Annotated in this window: 33 protein-coding genes; 5 read left to right on the forward strand and 28 right to left on the reverse strand. The window is 39.8% G+C overall.

The window, feature by feature from the left end; translation table 11 throughout:
- Nucleotides 1-5: 5 nt before the first annotated feature.
- Entirely contained in the window at nucleotides 6-746 is a 741-nt protein-coding gene (locus N780_RS02370; protein WP_036779533.1) for a segregation/condensation protein A, read from the reverse strand.
- Between the two features lie 177 nt (nucleotides 747-923).
- Between N780_RS02370 and N780_RS02375 the strand changes: the two genes are divergently transcribed.
- Entirely contained in the window at nucleotides 924-1010 is an 87-nt protein-coding gene (locus tag N780_RS02375) for a YjcZ family sporulation protein (protein WP_036779535.1), read from the forward strand.
- Nucleotides 1011-1134: 124 nt separating this feature from the next.
- A complete protein-coding gene (locus tag N780_RS02380) occupies nucleotides 1135-1656 on the forward strand; it encodes a DUF309 domain-containing protein (protein WP_036779538.1) in 522 nt (173 codons plus the stop codon).
- Nucleotides 1657-1719: 63 nt separating this feature from the next.
- Here N780_RS02380 and N780_RS02385 read toward each other — a convergent pair whose 3' ends face one another.
- The 24 genes from N780_RS02385 to N780_RS02500 form a co-directional block, all read right to left on the reverse strand.
- Nucleotides 1720-2067, reverse strand: a complete 348-nt coding sequence (locus tag N780_RS02385) for a GNAT family N-acetyltransferase (RefSeq protein WP_036779541.1) — start codon at nucleotides 2065-2067, stop codon at nucleotides 1720-1722.
- A 302-nt stretch (nucleotides 2068-2369) separates the two neighbouring features.
- Nucleotides 2370-2825 (reverse strand): M50 family metallopeptidase, encoded by a 456-nt coding sequence (locus N780_RS02390; protein ID WP_036779543.1) that lies wholly within the window; start codon nucleotides 2823-2825, stop codon nucleotides 2370-2372.
- A 383-nt stretch (nucleotides 2826-3208) separates the two neighbouring features.
- Nucleotides 3209-3643: a peptidylprolyl isomerase gene (locus N780_RS02395; protein WP_036779546.1), complete on the reverse strand. Its 435-nt coding sequence runs from the start codon at nucleotides 3641-3643 to the stop codon at nucleotides 3209-3211.
- A gap of 32 nt (nucleotides 3644-3675) precedes the next feature.
- On the reverse strand, nucleotides 3676-4986 hold the full coding sequence (lysA, locus tag N780_RS02400; RefSeq protein WP_036779548.1) for a diaminopimelate decarboxylase: 1311 nt from the start codon (nucleotides 4984-4986) through the stop codon (nucleotides 3676-3678).
- 123 nt (nucleotides 4987-5109) lie between these two features.
- The gene (locus tag N780_RS02405) at nucleotides 5110-6576 is read right to left on the reverse strand and encodes a spore germination protein (protein WP_036779840.1); all 1467 of its coding nucleotides are present in this window, start codon (nucleotides 6574-6576) and stop codon (nucleotides 5110-5112) included.
- The gene (gene spoVAEA / locus N780_RS02410) at nucleotides 6560-7135 is read right to left on the reverse strand and encodes a stage V sporulation protein SpoVABEA (RefSeq protein ID WP_036779550.1); all 576 of its coding nucleotides are present in this window, start codon (nucleotides 7133-7135) and stop codon (nucleotides 6560-6562) included. The genes N780_RS02405 and spoVAEA overlap by 17 nt, the downstream gene beginning before the upstream one ends.
- 6 nt (nucleotides 7136-7141) lie before the next feature.
- On the reverse strand, nucleotides 7142-7492 hold the full coding sequence (gene spoVAE, locus N780_RS02415; protein WP_036779553.1) for a stage V sporulation protein AE: 351 nt from the start codon (nucleotides 7490-7492) through the stop codon (nucleotides 7142-7144).
- Nucleotides 7492-8505, reverse strand: coding sequence for a stage V sporulation protein AD (gene spoVAD, locus N780_RS02420; protein WP_036779555.1), 1014 nt, complete (start codon nucleotides 8503-8505; stop codon nucleotides 7492-7494). The genes spoVAE and spoVAD overlap by 1 nt, the downstream gene beginning before the upstream one ends.
- A gap of 12 nt (nucleotides 8506-8517) precedes the next feature.
- Entirely contained in the window at nucleotides 8518-8973 is a 456-nt protein-coding gene (spoVAC, locus tag N780_RS02425) for a stage V sporulation protein AC (protein WP_036779558.1), read from the reverse strand.
- 14 nt (nucleotides 8974-8987) lie between these two features.
- Nucleotides 8988-9404 (reverse strand): stage V sporulation protein AB, encoded by a 417-nt coding sequence (locus tag N780_RS02430; protein ID WP_036779560.1) that lies wholly within the window; start codon nucleotides 9402-9404, stop codon nucleotides 8988-8990.
- On the reverse strand, nucleotides 9385-10014 hold the full coding sequence (locus N780_RS02435) for a stage V sporulation protein AA (RefSeq protein ID WP_036779563.1): 630 nt from the start codon (nucleotides 10012-10014) through the stop codon (nucleotides 9385-9387). Before N780_RS02435 ends, N780_RS02430 begins: the two co-directional genes overlap by 20 nt.
- 129 nt (nucleotides 10015-10143) lie before the next feature.
- Nucleotides 10144-10899, reverse strand: a complete 756-nt coding sequence (sigF, locus tag N780_RS02440) for an RNA polymerase sporulation sigma factor SigF (protein ID WP_036779565.1) — start codon at nucleotides 10897-10899, stop codon at nucleotides 10144-10146.
- Between the two features lie 12 nt (nucleotides 10900-10911).
- The gene (spoIIAB, locus tag N780_RS02445; RefSeq protein WP_036779568.1) at nucleotides 10912-11352 is read right to left on the reverse strand and encodes an anti-sigma F factor; all 441 of its coding nucleotides are present in this window, start codon (nucleotides 11350-11352) and stop codon (nucleotides 10912-10914) included.
- On the reverse strand, nucleotides 11352-11705 hold the full coding sequence (gene spoIIAA, locus N780_RS02450; RefSeq protein WP_036779570.1) for an anti-sigma F factor antagonist: 354 nt from the start codon (nucleotides 11703-11705) through the stop codon (nucleotides 11352-11354). The genes spoIIAB and spoIIAA overlap by 1 nt, the downstream gene beginning before the upstream one ends.
- Before the next feature lie 104 nt (nucleotides 11706-11809).
- Complete coding sequence (locus N780_RS02455; protein WP_036779572.1) at nucleotides 11810-12976, reverse strand: D-alanyl-D-alanine carboxypeptidase family protein; 1167 nt, start codon at nucleotides 12974-12976, stop codon at nucleotides 11810-11812.
- Between the two features lie 219 nt (nucleotides 12977-13195).
- Nucleotides 13196-14503, reverse strand: coding sequence for a pyrimidine-nucleoside phosphorylase (locus N780_RS02460; RefSeq protein ID WP_036779576.1), 1308 nt, complete (start codon nucleotides 14501-14503; stop codon nucleotides 13196-13198).
- Between the two features lie 30 nt (nucleotides 14504-14533).
- Nucleotides 14534-15349, reverse strand: coding sequence for a purine-nucleoside phosphorylase (locus tag N780_RS02465; protein WP_036779579.1), 816 nt, complete (start codon nucleotides 15347-15349; stop codon nucleotides 14534-14536).
- Between the two features lie 15 nt (nucleotides 15350-15364).
- On the reverse strand, nucleotides 15365-16540 hold the full coding sequence (deoB, locus tag N780_RS02470; RefSeq protein WP_036779582.1) for a phosphopentomutase: 1176 nt from the start codon (nucleotides 16538-16540) through the stop codon (nucleotides 15365-15367).
- Between the two features lie 101 nt (nucleotides 16541-16641).
- On the reverse strand, nucleotides 16642-17529 hold the full coding sequence (xerD, locus tag N780_RS02475) for a site-specific tyrosine recombinase XerD (protein ID WP_036779584.1): 888 nt from the start codon (nucleotides 17527-17529) through the stop codon (nucleotides 16642-16644).
- 6 nt (nucleotides 17530-17535) lie between these two features.
- On the reverse strand, nucleotides 17536-17751 hold the full coding sequence (locus tag N780_RS02480; protein ID WP_036779586.1) for a YqzK family protein: 216 nt from the start codon (nucleotides 17749-17751) through the stop codon (nucleotides 17536-17538).
- Nucleotides 17752-18013: 262 nt separating this feature from the next.
- A complete protein-coding gene (gene fur / locus N780_RS02485) occupies nucleotides 18014-18466 on the reverse strand; it encodes a ferric iron uptake transcriptional regulator (RefSeq protein ID WP_036779589.1) in 453 nt (150 codons plus the stop codon).
- 109 nt (nucleotides 18467-18575) lie between these two features.
- Nucleotides 18576-19217 carry a stage II sporulation protein M gene (gene spoIIM, locus N780_RS02490; RefSeq protein ID WP_036779592.1) on the reverse strand — a complete coding sequence of 214 codons (642 nt, stop codon included), beginning with the start codon at nucleotides 19215-19217 and terminating at the stop codon, nucleotides 18576-18578.
- Between the two features lie 90 nt (nucleotides 19218-19307).
- Complete coding sequence (locus N780_RS02495; protein ID WP_036779594.1) at nucleotides 19308-20462, reverse strand: endonuclease Q family protein; 1155 nt, start codon at nucleotides 20460-20462, stop codon at nucleotides 19308-19310.
- Entirely contained in the window at nucleotides 20462-21010 is a 549-nt protein-coding gene (locus N780_RS02500; RefSeq protein WP_036779597.1) for an NUDIX domain-containing protein, read from the reverse strand. Before N780_RS02500 ends, N780_RS02495 begins: the two co-directional genes overlap by 1 nt.
- 136 nt (nucleotides 21011-21146) lie before the next feature.
- Between N780_RS02500 and N780_RS02505 the strand changes: the two genes are divergently transcribed.
- Nucleotides 21147-22067 carry an aldo/keto reductase gene (locus tag N780_RS02505; RefSeq protein ID WP_036779600.1) on the forward strand — a complete coding sequence of 307 codons (921 nt, stop codon included), beginning with the start codon at nucleotides 21147-21149 and terminating at the stop codon, nucleotides 22065-22067.
- A 115-nt stretch (nucleotides 22068-22182) separates the two neighbouring features.
- Here the strand turns inward: N780_RS02505 and N780_RS02510 are convergent, their stop codons facing one another.
- Nucleotides 22183-23634: an aldehyde dehydrogenase family protein gene (locus tag N780_RS02510; RefSeq protein WP_036779603.1), complete on the reverse strand. Its 1452-nt coding sequence runs from the start codon at nucleotides 23632-23634 to the stop codon at nucleotides 22183-22185.
- A 789-nt stretch (nucleotides 23635-24423) separates the two neighbouring features.
- On the opposite strand from N780_RS02510, the gene N780_RS20345 reads away from it, so the two are divergent.
- Nucleotides 24424-24540 carry a putative holin-like toxin gene (locus N780_RS20345; RefSeq protein WP_255687396.1) on the forward strand — a complete coding sequence of 39 codons (117 nt, stop codon included), beginning with the start codon at nucleotides 24424-24426 and terminating at the stop codon, nucleotides 24538-24540.
- A gap of 169 nt (nucleotides 24541-24709) precedes the next feature.
- Here the strand turns inward: N780_RS20345 and N780_RS02520 are convergent, their stop codons facing one another.
- On the reverse strand, nucleotides 24710-24943 hold the full coding sequence (locus tag N780_RS02520; protein WP_036779606.1) for a YqkE family protein: 234 nt from the start codon (nucleotides 24941-24943) through the stop codon (nucleotides 24710-24712).
- Nucleotides 24936-25274, reverse strand: a complete 339-nt coding sequence (locus N780_RS02525) for an iron-sulfur cluster biosynthesis family protein (RefSeq protein WP_036779607.1) — start codon at nucleotides 25272-25274, stop codon at nucleotides 24936-24938. Before N780_RS02525 ends, N780_RS02520 begins: the two co-directional genes overlap by 8 nt.
- 211 nt (nucleotides 25275-25485) lie before the next feature.
- Here N780_RS02525 and N780_RS02530 point away from each other — a divergent pair, with 211 nt between their 5' ends.
- Nucleotides 25486-25731, forward strand: a complete 246-nt coding sequence (locus tag N780_RS02530) for an HPr family phosphocarrier protein (RefSeq protein WP_036779610.1) — start codon at nucleotides 25486-25488, stop codon at nucleotides 25729-25731.
- Nucleotides 25732-25791: the final 60 nt, after the last annotated feature.

Here is a 25791-nt window from a genome sequence, read left to right on the forward strand (position 1 = left end):
TATCACTATTCCTCCATCTTGTATAGCACGAGTTCATCGAAGTGGTTTGATTGTTCACAGTATACTTCTTTATTTTTCATAAGTTCTAAGATTGCTATAAAGGTTACAACTATATGAGTCCTTGTTGGAAAAGGAAACATTTCAAAGAAACGCACCCCACCCTTAGAACTAATAATAACGTCTCGAACTTCATTCATACGATCTTGGATCGGGATTTCTTGACGCTGTATTCTGGTTTCAAGAGGCTGTTCCCATTTCTTACGCTGGAAAAGCTTTTGCATGGCCCCAATCATGTCATAAATAGATACATCGCCCTGGGTACTGACTGACTGTTGTTGTTCTTCTTCTCCCTCTATGCTCATAGGAGGTCGGGTGTAAATTTGTGTAGCTTCTTCCCGTTCTTTCAACTCATCAGCAGCCTCTTTATACTTACGATATTCTATTAATCGGCGCATTAGTTCTTCACGAGGGTCTTCTTCATCATATTCCTCATCTTCAACTTCAAGCTCCTGATTCGGAAGGAGCATTTGGCTTTTAATGGCTAACAGCGTAGCTGCCATTACAAGGTATTCGCTCGCTATATCCAGTTCTAATTTCTGCATCGTATGAATATAGGCGGTGTATTGCTCTGTAATGGTAGCTACGGGAATATCATATATATCAATTTCATAGCGGTTAATCAAATGAAGCAATAGATCCAGGGGACCTTCAAAAGCATCAATTTTAACCGTATAGCTTGTATTCATCCTTTAACCCTCTCTATAACGATTAAAAAGTAATCCATTTAATTGGATTCTAAAAAAATATCCATCACCGGTATAAACGCCCATACACAATGGAGTGATTTCTCATAAGGTATACCGTAAGATAAATGTTATCAAAAAAACATTTATCCGTTAACAGAAAATAAGGAGGAATTCAATATGAGTTATGGTTATGGTGGCGGTTTCGCGTTAATCGTTGTATTGTTTATTCTATTGATCATTGTTGGTGCTAGCTGGTTATACTAATTCAGCAGTATCTAGAGAGAGCTAATTAGATAGCTCTCTCTTTACTTATGTACCGCATTCGCGTCTGTGTTTTCACATATGATACACTTACCTTGTTCATTATAATTTGAAAGGAGGCTGCCCTTTGTTTGACCAAGCCTACATTGACTATATAGCTCATTTCCATGGCACAAGAGACTATTTTGAATGTCATGAACTTCTTGAAGAGCGCTGGAAAGAAGATACCCCCCTCGATAAAAACGCGGTTTGGGTAGGCCTCATCCAACTAGCTGTTGCCTTGTATCACCATAGGCGTGGAAATTTTATTGGAGCTAAAAGAACCATAAAAAAAGCAAAATCCATTTTAGCAAGCCATTACAGCAATCTAGGTAAGTATGGTTTAGACGCTGAGGCTTTACAATCTACTATTGATTTAATTCGTGAACGAATCGAACAGCACGAACCTTACAAAAGTATAGAACTGCCCATTCTGTCTGCAGAACTAAAAGAAGCCGCCTTATTAAGATGCAAAGAGTGGGGCATTTCATATAATTCGCCTAGCAATCTAGATGACGTGTCTATTGTGCACCGCCATTCTGTACGGGACCGTTCAGATGTTATACAAGAACGAAAAGATGCATTAGTAGAACGGCAAAAAAATCGTTAACTAACGAAAAAAGCCAGCTCCTCCTTTCAGAGGAGCTGGCTTTTCTCATTTTATAACTTACATTTATGAGCCACAGTGGTCTACAAATGCCTCGGTATATTCATTCGAACAAACATCATAACGCTCACCTAGCTGTTGCTTCACCGCATCTACCATACGCTTTCCAATCCCTGAATTTCTATGTGATGGATTGACGGTTAAATGCTGAATAATAGCTTTTGATTGATCATCAAACTGTATACCAATTGCGCCCAGGATATCTTCTTCTTTCCAAAGATACAATTGCCAGTTATCATTACTTTCGTATTCCCTGATTGTTTGCAATAACTTCTTAACGTCTTTTTCCTCGGGCATGAAAGACAGAAGACCCATGGCAATTTTTTCAAAGCTTTTCTTATATCGAATTAACATATTAACCCCTCATTATGAAAATAAATTGCCGATAATTGACAACGAGATGATTACAATAATATTTATTTTTAGCTTCCTATTTGAAGTGTTTATACCAAAACTTATTTAAAGTTAGCATCTTTGGTTTGTCACATATGCCAAACTTCATTACTTAATCACAAAAAGGATCCAATATACGACGCCCCATGTCATACTCACACCGAGCAAAATAAAGAAAAGGGACCAATTCTTTTTCCTCATCTTTTACTCCTCCCTTATTATAACGACATTCGTTAAATATGCAAGCCTTTAAACGTTTAGCATCACTTCTCCTTAATTAAACACGCAGCATCTTTTATAACCAAGTAGCCATCTGACTGCTTACCTTTGACGCTAAATGGAATAAGGTTAATGATAAATAACCAACAATTAAAAACCAACATTAACGAAACAATTGGATAAGGAGCATAGAGGTAGATCCCCCAAGAAATCACAGCTCCTCCTAAACTAAATAATGGGCCACCTAACGATATAGCCATTCGATCCCCCGGAGAGAAACCTTCTCGCTTATCATATGAAGCCATTGCACCCAAGAAATACCACGAAGCAATATGTATGCGAAAGGAAGGATTTATTTGAAATTTTACAGATGGGCCAATTCCTAAAAAAACCTCAACACGGTCCGCACCAGCTGTACGAGCCAATAAGGAATGGCCTAACTCATGCAAGAGCAAACAAAAAGGCGCAACTATGAAAACAAACCATACGAAAACTACCATCTAAAGGCTCCTTCTCTCCAAATCTATACATATTCTCCCCCTCTTCACCGAATATTGCAAGTCTACAGTCAAAAACTCCCCCCCAGAATTTTCAATTTATTCTTCTGAAGGGCGAGATTGTTTAAGGCTCGTAGCGGAGACACGCTAGTGCGAATGGGGCCGTTATGATAATGAGAGCTAGGGATGACCGGGGAACGACTCGCTTTCCGCGGGCGAGGAGGCTCACCAGCTCCCCACAGGAAAGCGAGTGGTTTCCAGGCCCACCTTAGACTCAACTATAATTAACGGAAACATTCTCTCAACTTTGTATTTCCCATATGGGGGTTAATACGGAATATAAAAAAGACTGCTCCATTTAAATGGAACAGTCTTTAAAGAAAATATTAGTCTTCCCAAACTTTAACTTCTTGCATCACATCACCTGGATGAATGCGTAGAACGGTATCCATGCCATCTGTTACTTGACCAAATACCGTGTGTGCCCCATTTAAGTGTGGCTGCTCTTCGTGTACGATGAAGAACTGGCTTCCACCAGTGTCTTTACCTGCGTGAGCCATGGATAAAGAACCAGCTTGGTGAATATGTGGATTCCCTTCCGTTTCACATTTAATTGTATAGCCCGGGCCCCCTGTTCCATTCCCTTTAGGACAACCGCCTTGAGCAACGAAGCCTGGAATGACACGGTGGAATGTTAAGCCATTATAAAAGCCTTCATTCGCTAATTTTGCAAAGTTTTCTACTGTACCTGGCGCTTCATTTGGGTAAAGATCAAAATGGATCACTTCACCGTTTTCGAATGTAATTGAACCTTTATTCATGTATAGTTCCTCCTGTAAATACGTTCTCCTATTTAGACGCCATCTGGTGGAGTATAAGGTAAATCTAATCGAGTCATCTCCTGGTAGGATTCCCGCTTGATCACCAATTGATGATGACCGTTTTCTACGAAGACAACAGCAGATTTCGGAAATCGATTATAATGATTGCTCATAGAATATCCATAAGCCCCTGTACTAAAGGTAGCTAAAAGATCTCCACTCTCCACTTCCGGAACATCTATATCCCATATTAACATATCTCCGGATTCACAGCACTTCCCTGCGATTGAAACGGTTTTGACCTTCTCTTGATTTAGCTTGTTAGCAACTACAGCTTCATACTTGGCTGAATATAATGCTGGACGTAAATTATCAGTCATACCGCCATCTACTGCAACATATGTACGCACATTTGGAATCTCTTTAATGGATCCAATCGTATATAGAGTAACTCCTGCATCACCAACAATAGCACGGCCAGGTTCAATCCAAATCTCAGGCTCAGAAAACCCATAATGCTCCACTTGTTCTTTCACTTCTCTCACTAGCTGATGCACATAGTGAGAAAGTGGCAATGGCTCATCTGATTCAGTATATTTAATCCCGAATCCACCCCCAAGATTCAACACGTCAGGATGAAATCCGTATGTTTCTTTCCAAGATCCTAAAGCCCCGTAAAGTTTGCGAATAGCCATGATGAAGCCATCCGTCTCAAAAATTTGAGATCCAATATGACAATGCAAACCTTTTAAGTCCATATGATGCTGATCTTGAAGTAGGTATTTAACAGCTTCTTCAGCTTGTCCATTCCATAGATCAAAACCAAACTTTGAATCTTCCTGTCCTGTCAAAATATAATCATGTGTATGAGCCTCAATACCCGGGGTGACCCGTAATAAGACATCGATAGATGCATCTCTTTCAGCCAATAGACCTTGCAGCAATTCCATTTCCCAAAAGTTATCTAAGACTACACAGCCTATTTGGTGTTCAATCGCCATTTCTAATTCAGGAATGCTTTTATTGTTTCCGTGTAAATGTATACGCTCAGGAGGAAATTCAGCTTCAAGTGCTGTGTGCAACTCTCCTTGAGAAACTACATCAAGACTTAGACCTTCATCTTTCGCTACCTGGAGCATTGCTATAGAAGAAAATGCTTTTGATGCGTATGCGACTTGCGCTTCTACCCCTAAATCTTTAAACGTTCCCACAAAGTTACGAGCATTCTCCTTAATTTTACTTACATCATATACAAAGAGAGGTGTACCATATGTTGAAGCAAGCTCAACTGCGTCTACCCCACCTAATTTCAAATGCCCCTTGCCGTTCATACCGTGTACCATTCTTTTTCACTCCCATTCTACCCAAGACCATTAAAAAGAAGACAGAATAGACTGCCTTCTTTCATTCATTAGAATATTAAAATAAATTTACCACACCACTAGGTGTTATTCAATAAACAAATGTTATTGGCGTTGGTGATTTTGAGGTTTCACAATGCTTGGTCTATTCTTTGATAGTGGCACTGCAACACGGAAAACAATTTGCATTAGAGCACCAAAATTGAATGGTAGGAAAGGCCACAAATATGGTGTATTTAAAGAATTTGTACGCGTAAGCAACAGAATGTATAGCGTAAATCCAATCACAAATCCTTTTATTCCAAACATTGCAGTAATTAACAACAATGTAAGCCGGCTAATTTTATTGGCAACACTCAGTTCATAACTAGGTGTTGCAAATGACCCTATAGCACTCATGGCCACATACAAGATGACCTCAGGTATAAATAATCCCACGTCAATTGCAATCTGCCCAATTAACACGGCAGCAATTAGACCCATTGCGGTTGATAGAGGGGTCGGAGTATGGATGGCTGCTATCCTCAGAAACTCAATCCCTATATCCGCAATTATTAACTGTGCGAATACAGGTATGTTGCTCTCATCGTGAGGGCCGATGAATTTTAATGATTGAGGTAACAATGTTGGATCATTAACCATTAAGAGCCAAAACGGTAATAAGAATACAGACATGAAAATACCTAAGTATCGAACCCATCGAACAAAAGAACCAACCATCGGAGCCTGACGGTATTCTTCCGCGTGTTGCACGTGGTGGAAAAATGTAGTCGGAGTAATGATCATACTCGGGGAGGTGTCCACCATAATTAATACATGACCTTCAAATAAATGAGCAGAAGCTACATCAGGCCTCTCTGTGTATCTTACAAGAGGAAAAGGATTCTTCCCTTGACTAACGAGAAATTCCTCTACCGTTTTGTCAGCCATAGATAATCCATCTGTATCGATATTCTTTATTTCTTCTTTAATAAGATTAATTAAATCTGGATCCGCTACATCTTGTAGATAGGAAAGACAAATATCTGTTTTAGAACGTTCACCTACTTGAAAGATTTCATGGCGAAGTCTCTCATCCCTAACTCGCCTTCTTGTTAAAGAAGTATTTTCGATAATATTTTCTGTGTAGCCATCACGAGAGCCGCGTACAACTTTTTCTGTATCCGGTTCACTAGGTGACCTTCCTGGATACATCCGCACATCTACAATAAAGGCTTCGTTATAGCCCTCAACAAATACGATGATTAAACCTGAGAGGAGCTGAGTCGAAGCTTCCCCTAAATCTTTAACCTTTGATACTTGTTGATGAACTAAACGATTTTCTACAATCGAAAATAATTTAGACTTATTATGCCTCTCAACATCGTTAATCTCTACTAATTTCTTCATTAATTCAATAATATATTGGGTATCACACATACCCGTTAAGTAATAAATATCAATGTCTTTTTCAAACACTTTAATTTTTCTAAAGCCCAAATCAAATGAGACCCCAACACCAACGCGATCTTTAAGAAACTGCTCATTTTCTTGTATTTTGGAAGAGATCGGTTGACTACTCCCTTTTTTCATTTTCATCAGCCCTTTCCAAAATCAGTTCAATTGCTTTTCTTGTTATTGGCGCTCCTTTTTTTAAATCATCTTGACCATACATTTTCCCGATATCACCAATTGCAACTACGGTAGGGATGTCTAGCTCATCAAGGGAATAAACAGTATCACCGCTAATCCGTCCGATCTCCATTTCCCTCTCGCCTTCTTTATCAACACCCTGGGCTATGATCTCGCCTTTACGATCAATGGCAAAAGAAAATCTAGACCATTCCCTGAAACGGGTATGAGAGGCCACTGCAATTGCTCCTATAATTGTAATAGATGATTCTGTTGCAAGATCGAGTAACACTCGTTCCCCTGGCCCAACACCTTGAATACCTGCATCATCTAACAAAACATAAACAGGCTCTTCTTTAGCTCTATATACCGCTTCTATAATTTCTTTAGACGAAGCAGTAGTTGGATTTGCTGAATATTGGGCAAGAGAAGTGCCCCCAACCTCTCCCGCAAGGTAATCAATGGCTTTCCTGGCATACTCGTCTCCATCTGTGATGACAATAACTTTTTTGGAAAGCATATACATCTATCCTTTCGGTTTGAATATGAGAGCCACTAAAAAGCCAAATAAAATGGCAGAAGCAATACCAACAGATGTTAAATGAAAGATCCCTATTCCGATACCAAGAAGTCCGTTCTTGTCCGCTTGCTCCATGGCGCCATGTAGTAAAGAATGGCCAAAACTTGTAATCGGAACAGTAGCACCCGCACCAGCAAACTCAATTAACTTGTCGTAGATATTAAACCCATCAAGTACAGCACCTGAAACAACGAAAGACGCCATTACATGAGCGGGGGTCAACTTAAATACATCAAGTAGAATTTGCCCGATAACACAAATGGCACCACCTACCACAAACGCCCAAACATAATCCATTATTGACCCTCCTCTCTCATTAATACAACTCCGTGCGCAATAGTTGGGATAGATTCCTTTTGCTGAACCATTGTCGGACTCATTAGAGCGCCTGTAGCTACAACTAATATTCGCTGGTATTTCCCTTTTTCCAGGGCTTGAATTAAATGGCCATATGTTACGACAGCTGAACAAGCACAGCCACTTCCGCCCGCAAAAACTTCTTGATCGCTGTTATAAATCATCAATCCGCAATCATTGTGCATTTGGTCCACATTGTACCCATCTTCTTTTAACATATCTTTGACAATTGGACTTCCTACACCTGAAAGGTCGCCAGTTGCAATTAGATCGTAATCAGATGGCAACCTCCCCATATCTTCTAAGTGTGTCTTGATTGTGTCATAAGCAGCAGGAGCCATAGCTGATCCCATATCGAACGGATCCTTTGCACCGTAATCCATTACTTTACCAATCGTCGCTGCTTCAACTCTTATACTTGATTTTTTCTTACTTATTAATGCCGCACCTGCTCCTGTTACGGTGGAAGTAGCTGTCTTTGGCTTTTGCCCTCCATATTCAGTCGGATAGCGAAACTGCCTTTCAGCTGTAGCATTATGACTGCTCACAGCAGCTACAACATGATTAGCAAATCCTCCGTCCACAAGTGCACTACCTACCGCTAATGTCTCCATCGAAGTTGAACAAGCTCCAAACATACAAAGGAAAGGGATAGATAGAGATCTGGCTAAATAATTAGAGGTCACATTTTGATTTAATAGATCGCCTGCCAAGAAGAGGTCGACTTGTTCTTTGGTGATGTCTCCTTTTTCTATACATGACTGCACCGCCGTTTCCATTAACTTACGTTCAGCTAACTCCCAATTACCTTCATCACAGTGAAGGTTTTCAAAGCTCTTATCAAACGTTCCGGCAAGGGGTCCTTTCGCTTCCCTCGGACCTACCGCTGTACCTGTAGCATTAATATAAATGGGGTTTTCATAAACCCATGATTGCTTTCCTTGTTTCCGCATGAAGACCACCTCCTATAGAATTAGCTTGATGACATATCGGATAATACCTACTACATAAGCTGCCACAACCCCAAAAACGATGACCGAACCAGCTAATTTAAACATATTTGTTGCCACTCCCAGAACAATTCCTTCACTTTTATGCTCAAGAGCAGCACTTGTAATTGAATTAGCGAACCCTGTAACGGGAACTGCTGATCCTGCACCAGCAAACTGACCGATCTTATCATAAACGCCAAATCCAGTTAACAAGGAAGCGATTAAGATTAAAGTAGTCACCGTGTAATTTCCAGCTTCCTTCTCACTCATGTCCATAAAATTCATATAGAGTTCTGTCAGAACCTGACCGAAGGTACAAATAAGTCCACCTACTAAAAAGGCTTTCAAACAATTCCCTAACAAAGCCGGCTTAGGTTGGTATTCTTTGATCGTATTATTATACTGCTGCTGATTAAACTTTTTACTCATTAACGTCACCTCAATTATTTAACGAAAATCGTCCACTGAAACAGTGATCCCGTTATTTTCCCTAATACAATTGCCATTAAAAACCATAAAAGACTCCGCTCTAACCCTATACGCCTAGCCAGGATTGGAAAAACATTCAACACTTCTGTTAATGCAGCTGCTAACATTCCTATAAATACTCCATGGAACAATCCCCACACAGAACTCAACAAATCAGGAAAACTAAAAGGGATATCATTAAAAGATAAAAACGTTCCTGTTAAAACCCCAAGTACAACACTTGCTTCATACCACTTCGTAAATACAGCACTCTTACTTAACTGAATTAAACGCGGAATTATACCAAGTACCGTTAAGAAAGCAACAAATCCTGCTCCTACCGCAAGCCCTCCAGCTAATCCAATAAATAGTTCAATCAGTTGAGTCATGATTTTTGTAATCCTGATTAATTTGGTTTTCGTGATAAGCTACATACTGATCAAGATCCTGCTGGTATTTGTGCATCTCTATTTCAAGAGGACTTGGCTCTTCATTAATCCGCTTCTTAAACAAATGGTTAAAGAACAGTATCATTCCTACACCTAATCCAACAGAGTATGGAATTTGTAGCCATAGCGGGTGTTTCACTTTGTCACCCGTAAGCAGAAAGTGCAGATGTTGATGTACTTCCTCCATACTTACGTCAAAATGGAAATTCATTATTGCCATACCAGCACCAATGAATAACAATAGCCAAATTAAAACGACGTATAAAAGAGCAGGTTTCTTTTTCTTAGATGGGATCATAACAATCGTTTGATTTGGCCCCAAAGGCTGAAACTCAGCATCTTTAAATGTTTGACTTAATTGATAGATGACTCGAAACACATCAATAATGACTATATTCTTATCTTGTTTTGAAACAGTGTGAATCACCACACGGTTTAACTTTTCAGTTAACCGCTTGTTAGCAGAAATGAGCGCTATATCAGATAAGTAAATTACCTGATGACGATATCCGTTTATTTTTTGCCGCATCCTTATATAAACGATCTCGCTCATCTTCCACCCTCCTTAACAAGAAATATTTATAATTAGTATGAGTTTCCTGTACACGAATCATGCGTTTACATGTTATGTAAAAATAAGAGAATAAAAAAGATGCCTCCTCAAGATAAGGAGACACCTTTTTTACTCGTTCATTTGATTTTTTATAAAAGCTAAGATCTTCTTCTCAAGCCTTGAGACTTGAACTTGAGATATACCAAGCCGTTCAGCTACGTCTGATTGTGTTTGATCTTTGAAATAACGTAAGTAAATGATCAGGCGTTCTCGTTCATCTAATGATCGAATCGCCTCTTCTAAAGCCATTTTGTCAAACCATTTAGTATCCTGGTCTGCAATTTGATCAAGAAGGGTAATCGGGTCGCCGTCATTTTCATATACCGTCTCGTGGATGGAGTGTGGAGCTTTAGAAGCCTCCTGAGCTAACACAACATCTTCTGCTGAAATATCTAGCTCCTTGGCTAGTTCTTGAACAGTAGGAGCTCGCCCATAAACTTTTGTCAGTTCGTCTTTTTTCTTTCTGATTTTATTACCTGTCTCTTTTAGACTCCGGCTAACTTTCACACTGCCATCATCACGTATAAAACGCTGTATTTCGCCGATAATCATTGGAACTGCATAAGTGGAAAACTTAACATCATAGGAAAGATCAAACTTATCTACCGACTTTAACAAACCAATACATCCGATTTGAAACAAATCATCTGGATCATAACCACGATTTAAAAACCGCTGTACAACCGACCAGACTAAACGCATATTCTTCTCAACAAGAATGTTTCTCGATTCCTGATCGCCTTGTTGACTTAATGCAATATACGCTTTAACTTCTTGATCCGATAATTGTTCTTGTTTTTTATTTTGTTTTAGTTCCACATCCATACGCATGACCCCTTAATTACATAAGGTTTTGCTTTTTTTTAGGTGCTTGACTAACCGAACTGTCGTGCCTTCCCCAGGAATTGATGTTATGTCCACTTCGTCCATAAAGTTTTCCATGATTGTAAAGCCCATCCCAGATCGCTCTAACTCCGGTTTTGATGTATATAGAGGTTGTTTGGCTTCATCAACATTCTCAATCCCCATCCCCTTATCCCAAATCGAGATTGAAACCGTTCCTTCCGCTATTTCACAATCAATATGAACCAACCCTTCCGGGAAGCCATCATAACCATGAATAATAGCATTGGTTACTGCTTCAGATACTACGGTTTTAATTTCAGTAAGCTCATCCATTGTTGGGTCTAATTGTGTAATAAAAGCCGCAACCGTTACACGTGCGAACGATTCATTCTCACTCAAGGCAGAGAATTGGATATGCATTTCATTCTTCATTAGGAAGCCACCCCCAACGTTTCAAGTGCAAACGCTTCGTTTTCTTCTAAACGAATAATTTTAAACAACCCCGACATTTCAAACAACCGTTGTACAGCAGGAGATATAGAACAAACAACCATCTCGCCGCCTTGTTGTTTAACTTCTTTATATCTTCCTAAGATCACACCTAATCCCGAGCTATCCATGAAACTTAAGGCTTCTAAGTTCAGGATTACGTGCTTCAGATTTTGCTTTGATAAGATGTCCTGCCAGTCATTACGTAAATTTTCTGCTTCATGATGATCTAACTCACCAGATAAGCGAACCAATAAGACATGCTGTTTAGTTTCAAAGTGAACTGAAAGACTCACTGGTATTTCCTCCTTGTTAATGGGTTAATGAGTCTTTCTTCTTTTTTATGCCTATTTCCTGCATCGTGACAAAACTAGTCTTAGTTCGAGTAAAGATCTTAAATTTAGCGTTGTTTCACCAATTCACTCATGGAGCGTTTAAATAACGTCCACACCCCTGCTTCCTCAACCGTTTCATTTACAACTACATTTGTTTTAGATAACGGTTTACCATTACTTGTAATCGTAAGCGTCCCAACTATTTCGCCTTTTTGAATAGGTAAAGTTAAGTTCTTGTTATACACCAATTTTTCATCTACATTTTCTATCGTTTGACCTTTCTTCTTCAATACCGATACAGATTCGCTTGTTACTACATCGACTTTTGTCTTAGCCGCTCGTATATTTTTAAGGGTATCGACAGGTTGATGACGTTCATATAATGACTCTGTCTCGTAATGATTAAATGCATAGTCAAGCATGGCTGAAATATCAGCATTTCTATCTTTCGGCGATTCAGCCCCCATCACCACTGCAATAACTCTCATATCATCTTTCTTTGCAGTTGCCGTTAGACAGTACATAGCTTCTCGTGTAAACCCAGTTTTCAAGCCATCTACACCGGTATAAAACTTAACGAGCTTGTTCGTATTCACAAGCCAAAACTCGTTATCTGTACCTTTTCTTAGATAATCTTCATAAATACTTGTATATTTCGTAATTTGTTCATGCTTCAATAATTCTTTAGCCATTACTGCCATATCATGGGCAGTACTGTAATGATCATTAGCTGGTAAGCCTGTGGTATTTTGGAACTTTGTATTTGTAAGACCAAGTTCTTTTACCTTTTGATTCATTTGCTTCACAAATACCGCTTCGCTACCAGCAATTCTTTCTGCTAATGCAACAGAAGCATCATTACCAGAGGCTACGGCGACTCCTTTTAGAAGCTCTTCTACCGTCATTTCTTCACCAGGCTCCAAGAAGATTTGCGATCCTCCCATTGATGCTGCATATTCACTTGCACGTACTTTTTCGTTTAACTTTAGCTTTCCTTCGTCTAAAGCTTCCATTATAAGGATCATCGTCATAATCTTAGTCATGCTAGCAGGAGGAAGTGATTCTCCTGAGTTTTTCTCATAAAGAATCTCACCTGTATCACGCTCTAGCAGAATGGCTGACTTTGCACTTTCTACCAATTCTGGACCTGACTCTTCTTTCGCATAAGAGACAGGCGCAAACATTGTCGTTATCATTGTCATCAAAATGAACCAGACACCTATTTTTTTCATAGAGGTCCCTCCAATCTTTATGTTAGCTATTTTTTCCAAGGGATCAGAATATATAACAAGAAAACCAAAAAAATCTTATCTTTACCTTTTTAAAGCACTAAATGGTGCCTGGCACCATTTAGTGCTTTAAAGTAATATAGCGCACAAAAAATAGCTCAATGCATAGGCACTTGATAAAAGTGCTCTAAAGCATTGAGCTAGTTTAAGAATAGATCCTATTTATTTTTCTGTTACCATGTCGTGAATAAGAGTAGGGGCTTCTACTTTATTCTTTGAGATTGTGATATTCTCGTAAAGCTTTTGTTTTACGTCCTCTACATCTTCTTGATTTGCATGTATGGTAAGGAGTGACTCTCCAGCTTCTACGTAATCGCCCACTTTTTTATTTAAATAAAGACCTACTGCTAAGTCAATTTCAGATTCTTTTGTCGCACGCCCAGCACCAAGCATCATTGCCGCTGTGCCGAGTTCATCTGCTACGATCTCTTCTACAAACCCAGCTTCTTTGGCCTCAAGCTCAATTTTATACGAAGCCTCTTTCATAACACTTGGGTCTTTAACGACACGCTCATCGCCACCTTGAGATTTTAAGAACGTCGCAAACTTCTCAAGCGCTTTGCCATTCTCCATATTCTCTTGAAGCTTCTCGCGCGCTTCGTCTAACGTAGCAGCTTTACCTGCTAATACAACCATTTGACTGCCTAGAGTAAGGCAAAGTTCTGTAAGGTCATCTGGACCATTTCCTTTAAGTGTTTCAATCGCTTCATTAACTTCTAGTGCATTTCCGATCGCACGCCCAAGAGGCTGACTCATATCAGAAATAACAGCCATCGTATTCCGGCCAACATGGTTTCCGATTGCTACCATAGCCTCCGCTAAAGCCTTTGAATCCTCTAAGCTCTTCATGAATGCACCAGCGCCTGTTTTAACATCTAACACAATCGCGTCTGCACCAGCTGCAATTTTCTTACTCATGATCGAGCTCGCAATTAAAGGAATAGAGTTAACGGTAGCTGTTACGTCACGAAGACCATAAAGCTTCTTATCAGCAGGCGTTAAATTACCTGTTTGACCAATTACAGAAACCTTGTTTTTATTCACAAGTTCTATAAATTCACTTTTGTCAATTTCTACGTGGAATCCTGGAACAGCTTCAAGTTTGTCGATTGTACCACCTGTGTGACCTAATCCACGTCCACTCATTTTTGCAACAGGAACATCTAGTGATGCAACAAGTGGTCCTAAGATTAGGGTTGTAGTATCACCAACACCACCTGTAGAGTGCTTATCAACTTTAATCCCTTCAATAGCAGATAGATCAATCGTATCTCCACTCTTCACCATTTCCATCGTCATGTTTGCACGTTCTTCGTCATTCATATCTTGAAAGAAGATTGCCATGCAAAGGGCACTTGCCTGGTAGTCGGGGATATCACCATTCGTATATCCTTCAATGAAAAACGTGATCTCTTCTGATGTTAGCGCTTGCCCATCGCGTTTCTTAGCAATAATATCATACATTCTCATGTTTCAATTCCCCCAGTATCGTCTTCACCTTTACAGTGATTTTGTAAGTTCTTTAACAAAGTTTAAAAAGTCCTGACGCACTTGCTGTGTTGTTTCAATTACCTCGTCGTGCGTTAAAGGTTGATCTAATATACCAGCAGCCATATTAGAGATGCAAGAGATGCCGAGTACTCTCATTCCAGCATGGTTCGCTACAATAACTTCCGGCACAGTTGACATACCAACAGCATCTCCACCCATCGTGCGTAGCATGCGCACCTCTGCACCAGTTTCGTAAGAAGGTCCTGTGTTTCCTACATATACACCTTCTTGCACCTTAAGTCCAAGGCGATCTGCGCAATTTTTAGCATGATTTGTAAGCTCTACATCATAAGCTTTTGACATGTCCGGAAAACGAGCGCCAAGTTCATCATCGTTCTTACCAATGAGTGGATTATCGCCCATATTATTAATATGATCCGTAATAATCATAAGGTTTCCTGGATTAAAGCTCTCATTTATACCACCTGCAGCGTTTGTAACAAATAGCGATTCGACGCCTAGTTGTTTCATTACACGAACAGGGAACGTCACTTGCTTCATGTCATAACCTTCGTAATAGTGGAAACGGCCTTGCATTGCAATAACTTGCTTTCCTTCGAGCTGTCCGATTACTAATTGTCCTTTATGTCCAGCCACTGTCGATTGCGGGAAATGAGGAATGTCACCATAAGGAATGGTTACAGCATCCTCAATTTCGTCTGCTAATACGCCTAGCCCTGATCCAAGGATCATCCCAACAGTAGGCTGCTCAGATAACTTTTGTTCAATAAATTGTGCTGCTTCTTTAGTTTGTACTGCGTTCATGTGTACGCCCTCCCCTTACTTTAAATCTTTTAAGAAACTCTTGCCGTGTTCAGGCATTTTAATATTAAAGTTCTCTGCAACTGTAGCACCAATATCAGAGAATGTTTCACGAAGGGGTAACTCTTTCCCCTCTTCAAACTGCTTGTTATAAACAAGTAGTGGCACTAATTCTCTTGTATGATCTGTGCCGTGGTGTATCGGGTCATTTCCATGATCGGCTGTGATAAGTAATAAATCATCTTCATTTAGTTTGTCTAAAACTTCTGGCAGGCGTTGGTCAAATGCTTCTAGAGCCTCACCATATCCCCTCGGATCACGACGGTGCCCATATTTCGCATCAAAGTCAACAAGGTTTAAGAAGTTTAGACCAGTAAAGTCTTTATCCATGGATTCGACCAATTTGTCCATACCATCCATGTTATCTTTCGTACGAATCTCTTCTGTAACACCTTCTCCATCATAGATATCAGAGATTTTACCAAGAGCGATTACGTCATAATTCTCATCTTTCAACTCATTCATCACAGTACGACCGAAGGGTTTCAATGCGTAGTCATGACGATTAGAAGTTCGTTCAAAGTTGCCTTCTTTTCCTACAAACGGACGAGCAATGACACGACCAATCATGTATTTCTCATCCTTCGTTAACTCACGTACCATTTCACAGATTTCATAAAGTTCTTTCACAGGTACTACTTCCTCGTGAGCAGCAATTTGAATAACAGAATCTGCAGATGTATAAACAATAAGAGCTCCTGTTTCTACATGTTCAGGTCCTAGTTCATCTAGAATAGCTGTTCCTGAAGCAGGTTTGTTTCCAATAACTTTACGTCCGCTTCGCTCTTCAATCTCATCGATTAATTCTTTTGGAAATTCTTCAAATGTGCGGAATGGCGTATCAATGTATAGGCCCATAATCTCCCAATGGCCTGTCATTGTATCTTTCCCGTTAGAAGCTTCCTGCATCTTGGTGTAATGGGCTAGCGGCTTGTCTGCCGGCTCAATCCCTTGTAGAGAACGGATGTTGCTAAGGCCAAGTTTGCCCATATTCGGCATATTAAGCCCCTTCATATGCTCGGCAATATGTCCTAACGTATCAGCGCCCTTATCATTAAATTGTTCTGCATCTGGTGCTTCACCAATTCCTACTGAGTCTAATACGATTAAAAATACACGTTTATATTGTTCCATTAATTCGATCCCTCCTATAAAGTTTTACATTCCCTTATTGAACAAATCTATTCAGCTCAGGGATAGTGGTATGATGTCAGACATCAATTTTTTGGAAAAAATTACGCTCTTGGATGGTAAGAGCGGTAAATGTCTGTTAGTCTCGCTTTTGATACATGCGTATAAATCTGAGTGGTAGAGATATCAGCATGTCCAAGCATCTCTTGGACAGCTCGAAGATCTGCTCCATTTTCTAATAAATGCGTTGCGAAAGAATGACGCAATGTGTGAGGTGTAATTTCTTTTTCGATCCCTACCTCACCCGCAACCGCTTTCAATATCTTCCAAAACCCCTGTCTAGACAATGGTCGACCATGATGATTAACAAATAATTCATCTGTTTGGTTGTGCTTTACGAGTTCAGATCTCGAACTAGATAAATAGATTTCCACTGAATTTTTAGCCATGTTACCAAGTGGGATAATCCTCTCTTTTGAACCTTTCCCTAAGCATCGGACAAACCCCATTGTCAAATGAAGGTCGCTTACTTTTAGAGATACAAGTTCTGTAACTCGTAGCCCTGTAGCGTAAAGCATTTCTAACATGGCTTTATTACGAATCGATAAAGCATCTTTCGCGTTCATAGCCAACAAAGCATCTACTTCCTTCATAGATAAGATCTTCGGAAGCTTTCTTTCTTTCTTTGGTGTTTCAATATGTAAGCTAGGATCTGACTGAGCTAGCTGTTCACGTACAAGAAATTGATGAAAGGCCCTTATAGAAGAAAGCGTTCGAGCGATTGTAGACTGAGAACGGTTAAGATCATTTAAATGGTGCAGGTACTGCATAATATGCGTACGAGTAATCATATGAACACCCGAAACTTCAGTATTTTTTTGTAAAAAGGTGACATACTGAGTAAGGTCTCTTTCGTAAGACATGAGGGTATTATGAGACAGCCCTCGTTCAATCTTTAGATAATGAAGAAAATCTTTACGCTCATTTTCCATGAACCATTACTCCCCTAACCGGAAAAAGATCGATAAACGATCTACAATTTGTTCTTCTTCCCATTGAAATACTTTAACAGCTTTACCTTCAGGTTCATCATAACGATGAATTTGTTCGTACTCATCATTCATCATGCGTAAACCAAAATAAAATAACAAAGTACACGCTGTAAAAATCACGAAGATTTTTATTGTATCTTTTATTAGTTGTACTAAACGCATCCGCACATCTCCTTTAGTGCTTATGTCCTTTAGTACAAGATATGCCAGAAATTCGGTAAAATATACGAGAAATCTAGTAAAAAAAGAGAAACACAAGATAAAAGTAACCGATTTCTTTTCATTTGTAAATAGAAATAAACGGATTGTCATGTTTTGTCTACGATAATGTATAAATCAATGATGTTACCAAAAGTTATATATGATAATGAACTACAAAGAAATAAAAAACCTTTCTTCCAACAGGAAAAAAGGCATTCTCACATTATGATTTTACTGTTACAACCTGGCATTTCTTACAGATGCCGTGAAACGTAAGTCTGTGGTCCTTAACTTGGAAACCCCAATCGCTTTCAACCCGTTTCTCCACATCGATTAGCAGGTCTTCTTCAATTTCTTCAACAGCACCGCATTCCACACAAACTAGATGGTGGTGAAAATGTTCCGCCCCTTCTTTACGCAAATCGTAGCGAGAGACTCCATCTCCAAAGTTGATTTTATCGACGATCTTTAATTCAGATAATAATTCTAATGTACGATAAACCGTAGCAAGTCCTATTTCAGGTGCTTTTTCTTTTACGAGGAGGTAAACGTCTTCTGCACTTAAATGATCCTCTTCATGTTCGAGCAAAACACGAACGGTTGCTTCACGCTGCGGCGTTAGCTTGTAGCTCTGGGAATGGAGCTGTTTTTTTATTTTCTCTATGCGTTGTTCCATGACTGGTCCCTCCCTCGTATATCCACCTTTCATTATAAGCAGATACAGAGAAAGTGTCAAATTATATTCATTACAATCTATTAATTAGAATGATTATTACCTAAAAATTTTAATGACCATAGATAAATTCTACTACAGCCTTTAACGCACCAGGCGATACATAAGACTCTATAATGGATGCAATGCTAAGCACCGCAAACAAGATAACAAAGATTGCGCCGTATCTCATTAAAGGAGGTAATAATGGCTGATGCCCTTTCTTGGCCATGAGCTTTTGTAGTAATGTAAAAGAGAAAATCATCGCAATGCTTCCTGCCATAATATAGACAGGAATGATAATCAAGTTTTGAGGGGCGATCGAAGCCGCTGCCATGAACAACCCTTTCCATCCCATTTGATTAACAAGAAAACCCACTGAAAACCCAACTACGATGCCTTTCATGAACAACAAGATCCAAATAATCGGCATCCCAATCACTGACATACCCAGAATAAAAATAAGTAGCAAATATTTCATATGGTAAAAGAAACTACTCTTTAAAAGGCTTTGGGCGTCACTTACCGTCCCACCCATCATTTGTTCAAAGAATTGATCAAGATAAAAAAACAAATCCTGCTTCTGAATGACGTTCATACTATTTACGATTACAGCTCCAAAAACGATTCCTATTAAAAATAGCAAGCTAGTAAATACATATATACTAGCATTTTCCCGAACGTGTTGAGAGGCGGCGTATCCTTTGGCGTACATAAGAATCCTCCATTTCTAGCGATCTGTTCTAGTTATTAGGTATTCTATGAAGGATTCTCTTAATATAGACCAAAGAAGAGAGATACTTTTCTATCTCTCTTTTTTTATTCTTCCGTATGTACCTCCACCACCCGCTTCAACTGCTACATGTCCTGAACGATTTCTTACAATTGTATAAGCTAATGATGATGGTACAACCTCTTCAAGGTCTTTCTCAGAACAATGATGAAGAACATTCATTTCTGTACCAAAGGCTTTTAATAACTTTTTCATTGTTTTTGGCCCGAGTTTTGGCAAATACTCTAGTGGGATTTGATAGATGTAGGGAGGCCTCTTTCTTTTATATCCCCCCTCCTTTGTCAACTCACTAATCCGGTCTGCCACTCCTTTTACCACAGCCGCTTCCTCACAGTCACAATTCCCGGGGTCCTGTAAGCACGCATTACAAACGGTCGTGTAATATTTACCAAGTAAAGGATTCATTCCATAATTAGCAACAATCCTTCTCCCTTGTAATTCGTGAAGAGAGAGCACAAATTCTTTAAACGTACATCGTTCCATTTTAATACTCTGGTATTCGCGAGCGATTTTAGGAAGCGAATGGGCGTCTGAATTTGTTAGAAAAGAGTACGGAGAAAGTTCTTCTATCCCTTCCGCCATCGTGGTGTCTGCACTTAGACCAAGTTCTACACCATCAATCAATTGGGGATGAAATACTTCTTCAAGAGATTGTATAACCCCCTTCCCATACAAACTCTTAAAAGGAGTAAAAATATGAGCCGGAATGAATATCCCTCCTTCAGCTTTCACATAATTCTGAAGGTCCCTTGCCGGTCCATACATTCGTTGAGAACTTAACGTTATATTCGTCACACGCTCGCTAAGCCAAACCGTGAAGCGCTGCATAGCTTCCATAGTCGGAAAATAACATAAAACATGGATCGGCCCCTGACAGTGCTCATCGTATACTTCCACCTCACAACCTAAAAGAAGCGTTAAAGGACCATAACGTATACCACCTTCTGAAAGCTCAGTCGCTTTCCCTTCTTTAATAAGATGAAGGATCTCTGCCTGCACATCAGGTACATGGCTATCTATCACTCCTACCATGTCTAATCCTTTTTGATAAGCAGCATGTTCCACAATATTTGTAAGAGTCAACTTGTCAGATGCAGTAATTTTAACCGGATCTCCGTAAATGGTTCTTCCAATATGAACATGAAGATCTGCAAAATAAGACTGCATTATGACATTAAACCCTTTAGCTTCACATAAAGAAGGGCGTAAGCTGTTTTCGCATCCCATATTCTCTGCTCTCTTTCCATTTCTTCTGCTTCTTGTAATGATGCTTCGATCAACTCAACAAATTCATCTTCATCTCCATCTAATTTGTTCTCTGCTTTCTTTAGATCCTTCGCAAGATATAAATGAACGATTTCATCCGCAAAACCAGGTGATGTAGAGAAAGAGGTAACAAACTCAAGGGACTCTGTAGTATACCCCGTCTCTTCCTCCAGCTCCCTTTTTGCTGTCTCATCAGGACCTTCTCCTGGCTCTAGTTTACCAGCCGGGATCTCAACCACTGAGCGCTCTAACGCTTTTCGGTATTGCTCAACAAAGACCATCTTTCCCTCTGGAGTAATAGGGATAATAGCCACGGCACCAGGATGTTTAATGAGTTCTCTTTTCGATGTATTTCCATCAGGCAACGAAACATCGTCCACCTGAAGGGAAATCACCTTCCCCTTATAGATTGATTCTGTATGTACGGTTTTTTCTTCGAATTTTTTCATGAATATATAGCTCCTCTCAAGAGTTGTAACGTATTGATATTTTAACTTACCCTATTTTAGGGAAAGGTGTAACAGTTGAGTCTTCCAAAGGACCCTTTTAAAATGAAACTACCTTAAACAGAAAGGATGATAGATCTTGAATAAACGACAACTAGGCTCCTCTAATTTGATGGTATCAGAAATTGGATTGGGTTGCATGACTTTAGGAACAGATGAAAAGAAAGCGACAGACATCGTAAACCGCGCGCTAGACGCAGGCATTAATTACTTAGATACGGCAGACTTATATAACTTTGGACGTAATGAAGAGATTGTCGGTAAAGCTTTAAAAGGAAAAAGAGATGAAGTTATTTTAGGAACGAAAGGAGGTAACCACTTTGACCGAGAGCAAGAAGATTGGTATTGGGATCCTTCCAAATCCTATATTAAAGACGCGGTAAAAAATAGTTTACATCGTTTAGGGACAGATTATATTGACCTTTATCAATTACACGGTGGAACGATTGATGATCCAATTGACGAAACTATAGCTGCATTTGACGAATTGGTTCAGGAAGGTCTCATCCGTTACTACGGAATCTCTTCAATCCGACCGAACGTTATCCGAGAATATGTTAAGCGTTCAAATATTGTGAGTGTCATGATGCAATACAGCCTACTAGACCGACGTCCGGAAGAAGAAATTCTGGACTTGCTTAACGAAAATCGAATTAGCGTACTGGCCAGAGGTCCATTGGCTAAAGGGATGCTAAGTAATAATGGCCTCGAAAAAGTTCAAGAAAAGGCGCAGGAAGGCTACTTATCCTATTCTCAAGAAGAAGTGAAACATATGATCGAGCATTTATTAGGCCATTCTTCTGACGAACGCTCATTACAAGCTTTAGCGTTGCAATACGTCCTCCAAGATCCTACTGTTTCAACTGCTGTGTTTGGAGCAAGTTCTATTAAACAATTAGAACGAAACCTTTCTATGTTAGAAGCACCTCCTTTAACAAAGGATGTATATGCGCAGCTTCAACAGATTACGAGACCCAATGTTTACCAAAAACACCGCTAAACTAAAAAACAATTCTAATTTCAAGAAGCTCCTCACATAGTGCGAGGAGCTTCTTTGTTAGTAGACATTCAAATTTTAGAGATGGAGAACGATCTTCATCTATTGTGAACAGTTATTAAAAAGGGTATTCCCTATACTCAGATTGAACACTAATCCACTTAACAGTTGTAAATTTATCTATAGCCCATTCTCCGCCAAATCGGCCAATCCCAGACTGTTTCTCTCCACCAAATGCAACATGGGCTTCATCATTAACGGATTGATCGTTAATGTGGATCATTCCCGTTTCAATACGTTTGGCAACTTCAATTCCACGGTACCGATCGGTTGTAAAGATTGATCCGCTTAAGCCATAAGGAGAATCGTTAGCAATCTGGATAGCTTCTTCTTCATCTTTCACCTTTATTAGTGCAGCCACTGGACCAAAAATTTCATTCTTGGCAATTGGCATATCGTTCGTCACATTAGACAACACCACTGGATGCATAAGGTTACCTTCTACCTTCCCTCCTAATAACTTTCTCGCTCCTTGATTTACACTTTCTTCAACGTCTTCTTGAATTCGCTCTACAGCTTCTTGGTTAATCACAGGCCCGACTACTGTATCATCATCAGCAGGATCTCCTGCTTTTAGGCTCTCTACTTTATTCTTAAAGGCCTCTGTAAACTTATCATAGATGCTCTCATGAATAAGAATACGATTTAGAGACATACAAATTTGCCCTTGATGCAAGAACTTACCGAACGCAGCCGCTTGAACAGCCCGGTCAATATCCGCATCTTTTAACACGAGCATTGCATTATTCCCACCTAATTCTAAGGCAGTGTCTTTCAGATGTTTACCAGCCAACTCCCCAATATGACTACCTACTTCAGTGGATCCGGTAAAGGAAATTAATTTAGGGGTTGAATGTTCCACGAATGCATCGCCAATTTCAGAGCCTCGTCCCACTAATACATTAATGACTCCCTCCGGGAATCCTGCCTCATGGAACAAGTCTGCAATTAATAAACCAGATGTGACTGGTGTATCAGAAGCTGGCTTAACCACAACCGTATTTCCAGTTGCAATGGCTGGCGCTATAGAGCGAAGTGCTAAATGAAACGGGAAGTTCCATGGTCCAATTACGCCGATTACTCCTTTTGCAGAACGGTGAACATAGTTGTCTTTACCAGGAACATTTGACGGCAGGATTGTCCCTTCCATACGAGTTGGGAAAGAACTGGCTTCCTTCACAATCGCGAGCGCTGCTTGAAATTCCACTTGTGATTTAACCTTTGTACTCCCCGATTCTTTAACAAGCCATCCAACGATTTCCTCTTTTCGATCATTCATAATCTTAAGCAACCGATCAAAATAAGCTTGCTTCTCCGCAGGTCTTAATGATGCCCAACCAGACTGTGCCTTCTCAGCATAATCATATGCCTCATTTAAATCATCTACATTTGCTGACTGAATCGTTTGAATTAATTCGTTTGAATATGGATTATAATTTTCTACGGTTTTTTCACTAGAACCCTGTTTCCATGTTCCATTTATATACTGTTGAGTAAAAGATGTACTCATCGTTTTGCCTCCTCAAAATAGAATGCTCTCTTGGTTTATCCATTTCCCCTCGAATTAAAACCATTTCGAGCCTATTCATCCTTTTTAAAGATGAGAAGGACTTCCCTTTTGTTTACTCAACTAAAGATCAGTAACCCTAAAAACTCGAAGTCGAGACATGTTAGTAGGGTTGGGGCCGTTATGAGTTGGGAGCTAGGGGTGTCTGGGGAACGACTCGCTTTCCGCAGGCGAGCTGTCGAGCCTCCTCACTCACTTCGTTCGCTCCGGGGTCTCGTCGACCTCTTTCTCCTGCAGGAGTCTCCCCGCTCCCCAGATACCCCTTATCAGAAGTTGTAGAACGGCCCCGCAGCTCAAGCATGGCAGAGCTTCAACAATCCCCTCCCCTTATGTAGCATGCTTCCGTTCCCTCTATATATGGCAAAGGTGGTTCGGGAAATTGCGAGACTCCTGCGGCAGTAGGAGCCTCGGGGAGACCCCACAGAGAGCGTAGCGAACGAGGAGGCTTCCCAGCTCGCCGCGGAAAGCGAGTGATTTCCCGAACCACCTTATCCTCAATTTGAGCCAACGGAAGTATTCTCTCAACTTCAAATCTTCCACATAAGGGAGCTTATGCAGAAGAGTCACCTCGGCAAATGGAAAGGGAGGGTTCGTTCCTTTGACCCACTTCAAAGGAAACCACTAGCGTTCTTATGTACTAACGACAAACACCATAATTATGGTATAATTAGGAAAGATCTCGTCTCTCTATATGACAAGGGTGGTCGGCTAACCCCTATCCGGAAGGGGGTGATGCCTATCGACGCATATCAAGTAATCATGGTGATGTTTTCGTTTGGTATGTTCGTCCTTTCGCTTCTTAGCTTTGTTGTGAAAATTGTAACAGAGTTATTAAAGCATAAAAAATAGACCTCCCTTCACACGTTTATGCAGGAGAGGTCTATTCATATGGGCCGATCCTCTTAAGTAGAGAGAACGTAGATCATACGACCACAGTTGCAGCTGTGGTCGTTTTTATTATATGCTTTCTACTTTTATAATACCACATCTTTACACAATAAAAACACGTATTTACCGGTTACTTTTTAAAGTTTTCCCAATCGAGACTGCTATCATTTAATAGCTCTTCAAAGCTTTTGTTTGCTTCACGTTGTTTTCGTTCCTCGATTCTCTTTTGTTTTTCTTCTTCTTTACGTTTTTCTTCTTGTTTCTTTAGATCTGCTTTTTTAGATTGAAGCTGCTTAACAAGATCATCTTGAAGAAGGTCTTTCAATGTCCCTTCTTCCTCGTGTTCCCGCCTTTTCTTACCCAACAAACTCCACTCCTTTTTGAATAACTCTAGAAGATAACGAAGCATTTAGCATTTGGTTCGGACTCTTTAAGCGGAACAAACGTCCCGTCCATTCCAGTTTCATCTCTGGTTCGAAAAAGGTTTTTTGCTGTTCATCTATAACGATCTTGTACTGATCATTCTCTACCACTTCATCATATTGTGTCGTTTCATTTGTGAAATACATAATACGAACGCCATTCACCCCACATCCACAACCTTCAATATCATAATAAAGACGTAAGATAGGATGACCTTCTATTTGTAATAACCGTAACTGTTCTAATGCTTCGTCCATTATAGTTAATTTCATTTTACTACCACCTCTTATCTCTTTTCATCTTATAAAATCATAACATGTTGAGCAAGAGTTTCGATTGTTCTGTATAAATCGCCTACATCCCAGATTTAAATTTTGTGCGTACTATACAAAATACGAATATTTCTTTCCGAAAGAAGGGTATAGCCTATTAAACGCATAATTATGATAAAGAAAACAGAAAAGATTTTAGGAGGAGATAAAGATGAAATTGCAAGTGAAAAAACCAATCTTTGCAGAGTCAGCAAGTCTTTTTGTTAATACCATAAGCGAGTACGAAGATACAGTACTATTAAAAAAAGATCACTGGGTAGTGGATGCTAAAAGTCTCCTTGGGGTGTTAGCGGTATCCTTACAACCAGGCCAAACAGTCGAATTTGATGTTCAAGGAACTAATGAAGAAGCGATTAAACAATCTCTTATTGAAAAAGATTTATTTAAGGAAGCATAATTTAAAATCAAAGTCGCCCAAAGAAGAGTACAAGTCCATATGCGCTCTTTTTTGGAGCGA

Origin of the sequence: Pontibacillus chungwhensis BH030062, assembly GCF_000770675.1 — a bacterium.
GTDB lineage: Bacteria > Bacillota > Bacilli > Bacillales > BH030062 > Pontibacillus > Pontibacillus chungwhensis.

Bases quoted from the DNA above. Each gene is read 5' to 3' on its own strand.
- spoVAE (WP_036779553.1), bottom strand. From the start codon at position 7,492: ATGGATTATGTTTGGGCGTTTGTGGTAGGTGGTGCCATTTGTGTTATC.
- N780_RS02500 (WP_036779597.1), bottom strand. From the start codon at position 21,010: ATGAAAAAATTCGAAGAAAAAACCGTACATACAGAATCAATCTATAAG.
- N780_RS02385 (WP_036779541.1), bottom strand. From the start codon at position 2,067: ATGTTAATTCGATATAAGAAAAGCTTTGAAAAAATTGCCATGGGTCTT.
- N780_RS02395 (WP_036779546.1), bottom strand. From the start codon at position 3,643: ATGAATAAAGGTTCAATTACATTCGAAAACGGTGAAGTGATCCATTTT.
- N780_RS02465 (WP_036779579.1), bottom strand. From the start codon at position 15,349: ATGAACGCAGTACAAACTAAAGAAGCAGCACAATTTATTGAACAAAAG.
- N780_RS02495 (WP_036779594.1), bottom strand. From the start codon at position 20,462: ATGCAGTCTTATTTTGCAGATCTTCATGTTCATATTGGAAGAACCATT.
- N780_RS02460 (WP_036779576.1), bottom strand. From the start codon at position 14,503: ATGAGAATGTATGATATTATTGCTAAGAAACGCGATGGGCAAGCGCTA.
- N780_RS02435 (WP_036779563.1), bottom strand. From the start codon at position 10,014: ATGAGCGAGATCGTTTATATAAGGATGCGGCAAAAAATAAACGGATAT.
- spoVAD (WP_036779555.1), bottom strand. From the start codon at position 8,505: ATGCGGAAACAAGGAAAGCAATCATGGGTTTATGAAAACCCCATTTAT.
- N780_RS02480 (WP_036779586.1), bottom strand. From the start codon at position 17,751: ATGCGTTTAGTACAACTAATAAAAGATACAATAAAAATCTTCGTGATT.
- spoIIM (WP_036779592.1), bottom strand. From the start codon at position 19,217: ATGTACGCCAAAGGATACGCCGCCTCTCAACACGTTCGGGAAAATGCT.
- N780_RS02530 (WP_036779610.1), top strand. From the start codon at position 25,486: ATGAAATTGCAAGTGAAAAAACCAATCTTTGCAGAGTCAGCAAGTCTT.
- N780_RS20345 (WP_255687396.1), top strand. From the start codon at position 24,424: ATGCCTATCGACGCATATCAAGTAATCATGGTGATGTTTTCGTTTGGT.
- sigF (WP_036779565.1), bottom strand. From the start codon at position 10,899: ATGGATGTGGAACTAAAACAAAATAAAAAACAAGAACAATTATCGGAT.
- N780_RS02375 (WP_036779535.1), top strand. From the start codon at position 924: ATGAGTTATGGTTATGGTGGCGGTTTCGCGTTAATCGTTGTATTGTTT.
- spoIIAB (WP_036779568.1), bottom strand. From the start codon at position 11,352: ATGAAGAATGAAATGCATATCCAATTCTCTGCCTTGAGTGAGAATGAA.
- fur (WP_036779589.1), bottom strand. From the start codon at position 18,466: ATGGAACAACGCATAGAGAAAATAAAAAAACAGCTCCATTCCCAGAGC.
- N780_RS02405 (WP_036779840.1), bottom strand. From the start codon at position 6,576: ATGAAAAAAGGGAGTAGTCAACCGATCTCTTCCAAAATACAAGAAAAT.
- N780_RS02525 (WP_036779607.1), bottom strand. From the start codon at position 25,274: ATGAAATTAACTATAATGGACGAAGCATTAGAACAGTTACGGTTATTA.
- N780_RS02370 (WP_036779533.1), bottom strand. From the start codon at position 746: ATGAATACAAGCTATACGGTTAAAATTGATGCTTTTGAAGGTCCCCTG.
- xerD (WP_036779584.1), bottom strand. From the start codon at position 17,529: ATGGAAAATGAGCGTAAAGATTTTCTTCATTATCTAAAGATTGAACGA.
- deoB (WP_036779582.1), bottom strand. From the start codon at position 16,540: ATGGAACAATATAAACGTGTATTTTTAATCGTATTAGACTCAGTAGGA.
- lysA (WP_036779548.1), bottom strand. From the start codon at position 4,986: ATGGTACACGGTATGAACGGCAAGGGGCATTTGAAATTAGGTGGGGTA.
- spoVAEA (WP_036779550.1), bottom strand. From the start codon at position 7,135: ATGCTTTCCAAAAAAGTTATTGTCATCACAGATGGAGACGAGTATGCC.
- N780_RS02510 (WP_036779603.1), bottom strand. From the start codon at position 23,634: ATGAGTACATCTTTTACTCAACAGTATATAAATGGAACATGGAAACAG.
- spoVAC (WP_036779558.1), bottom strand. From the start codon at position 8,973: ATGAGTAAAAAGTTTAATCAGCAGCAGTATAATAATACGATCAAAGAA.
- N780_RS02390 (WP_036779543.1), bottom strand. From the start codon at position 2,825: ATGGTAGTTTTCGTATGGTTTGTTTTCATAGTTGCGCCTTTTTGTTTG.
- N780_RS02455 (WP_036779572.1), bottom strand. From the start codon at position 12,976: ATGAAAAAAATAGGTGTCTGGTTCATTTTGATGACAATGATAACGACA.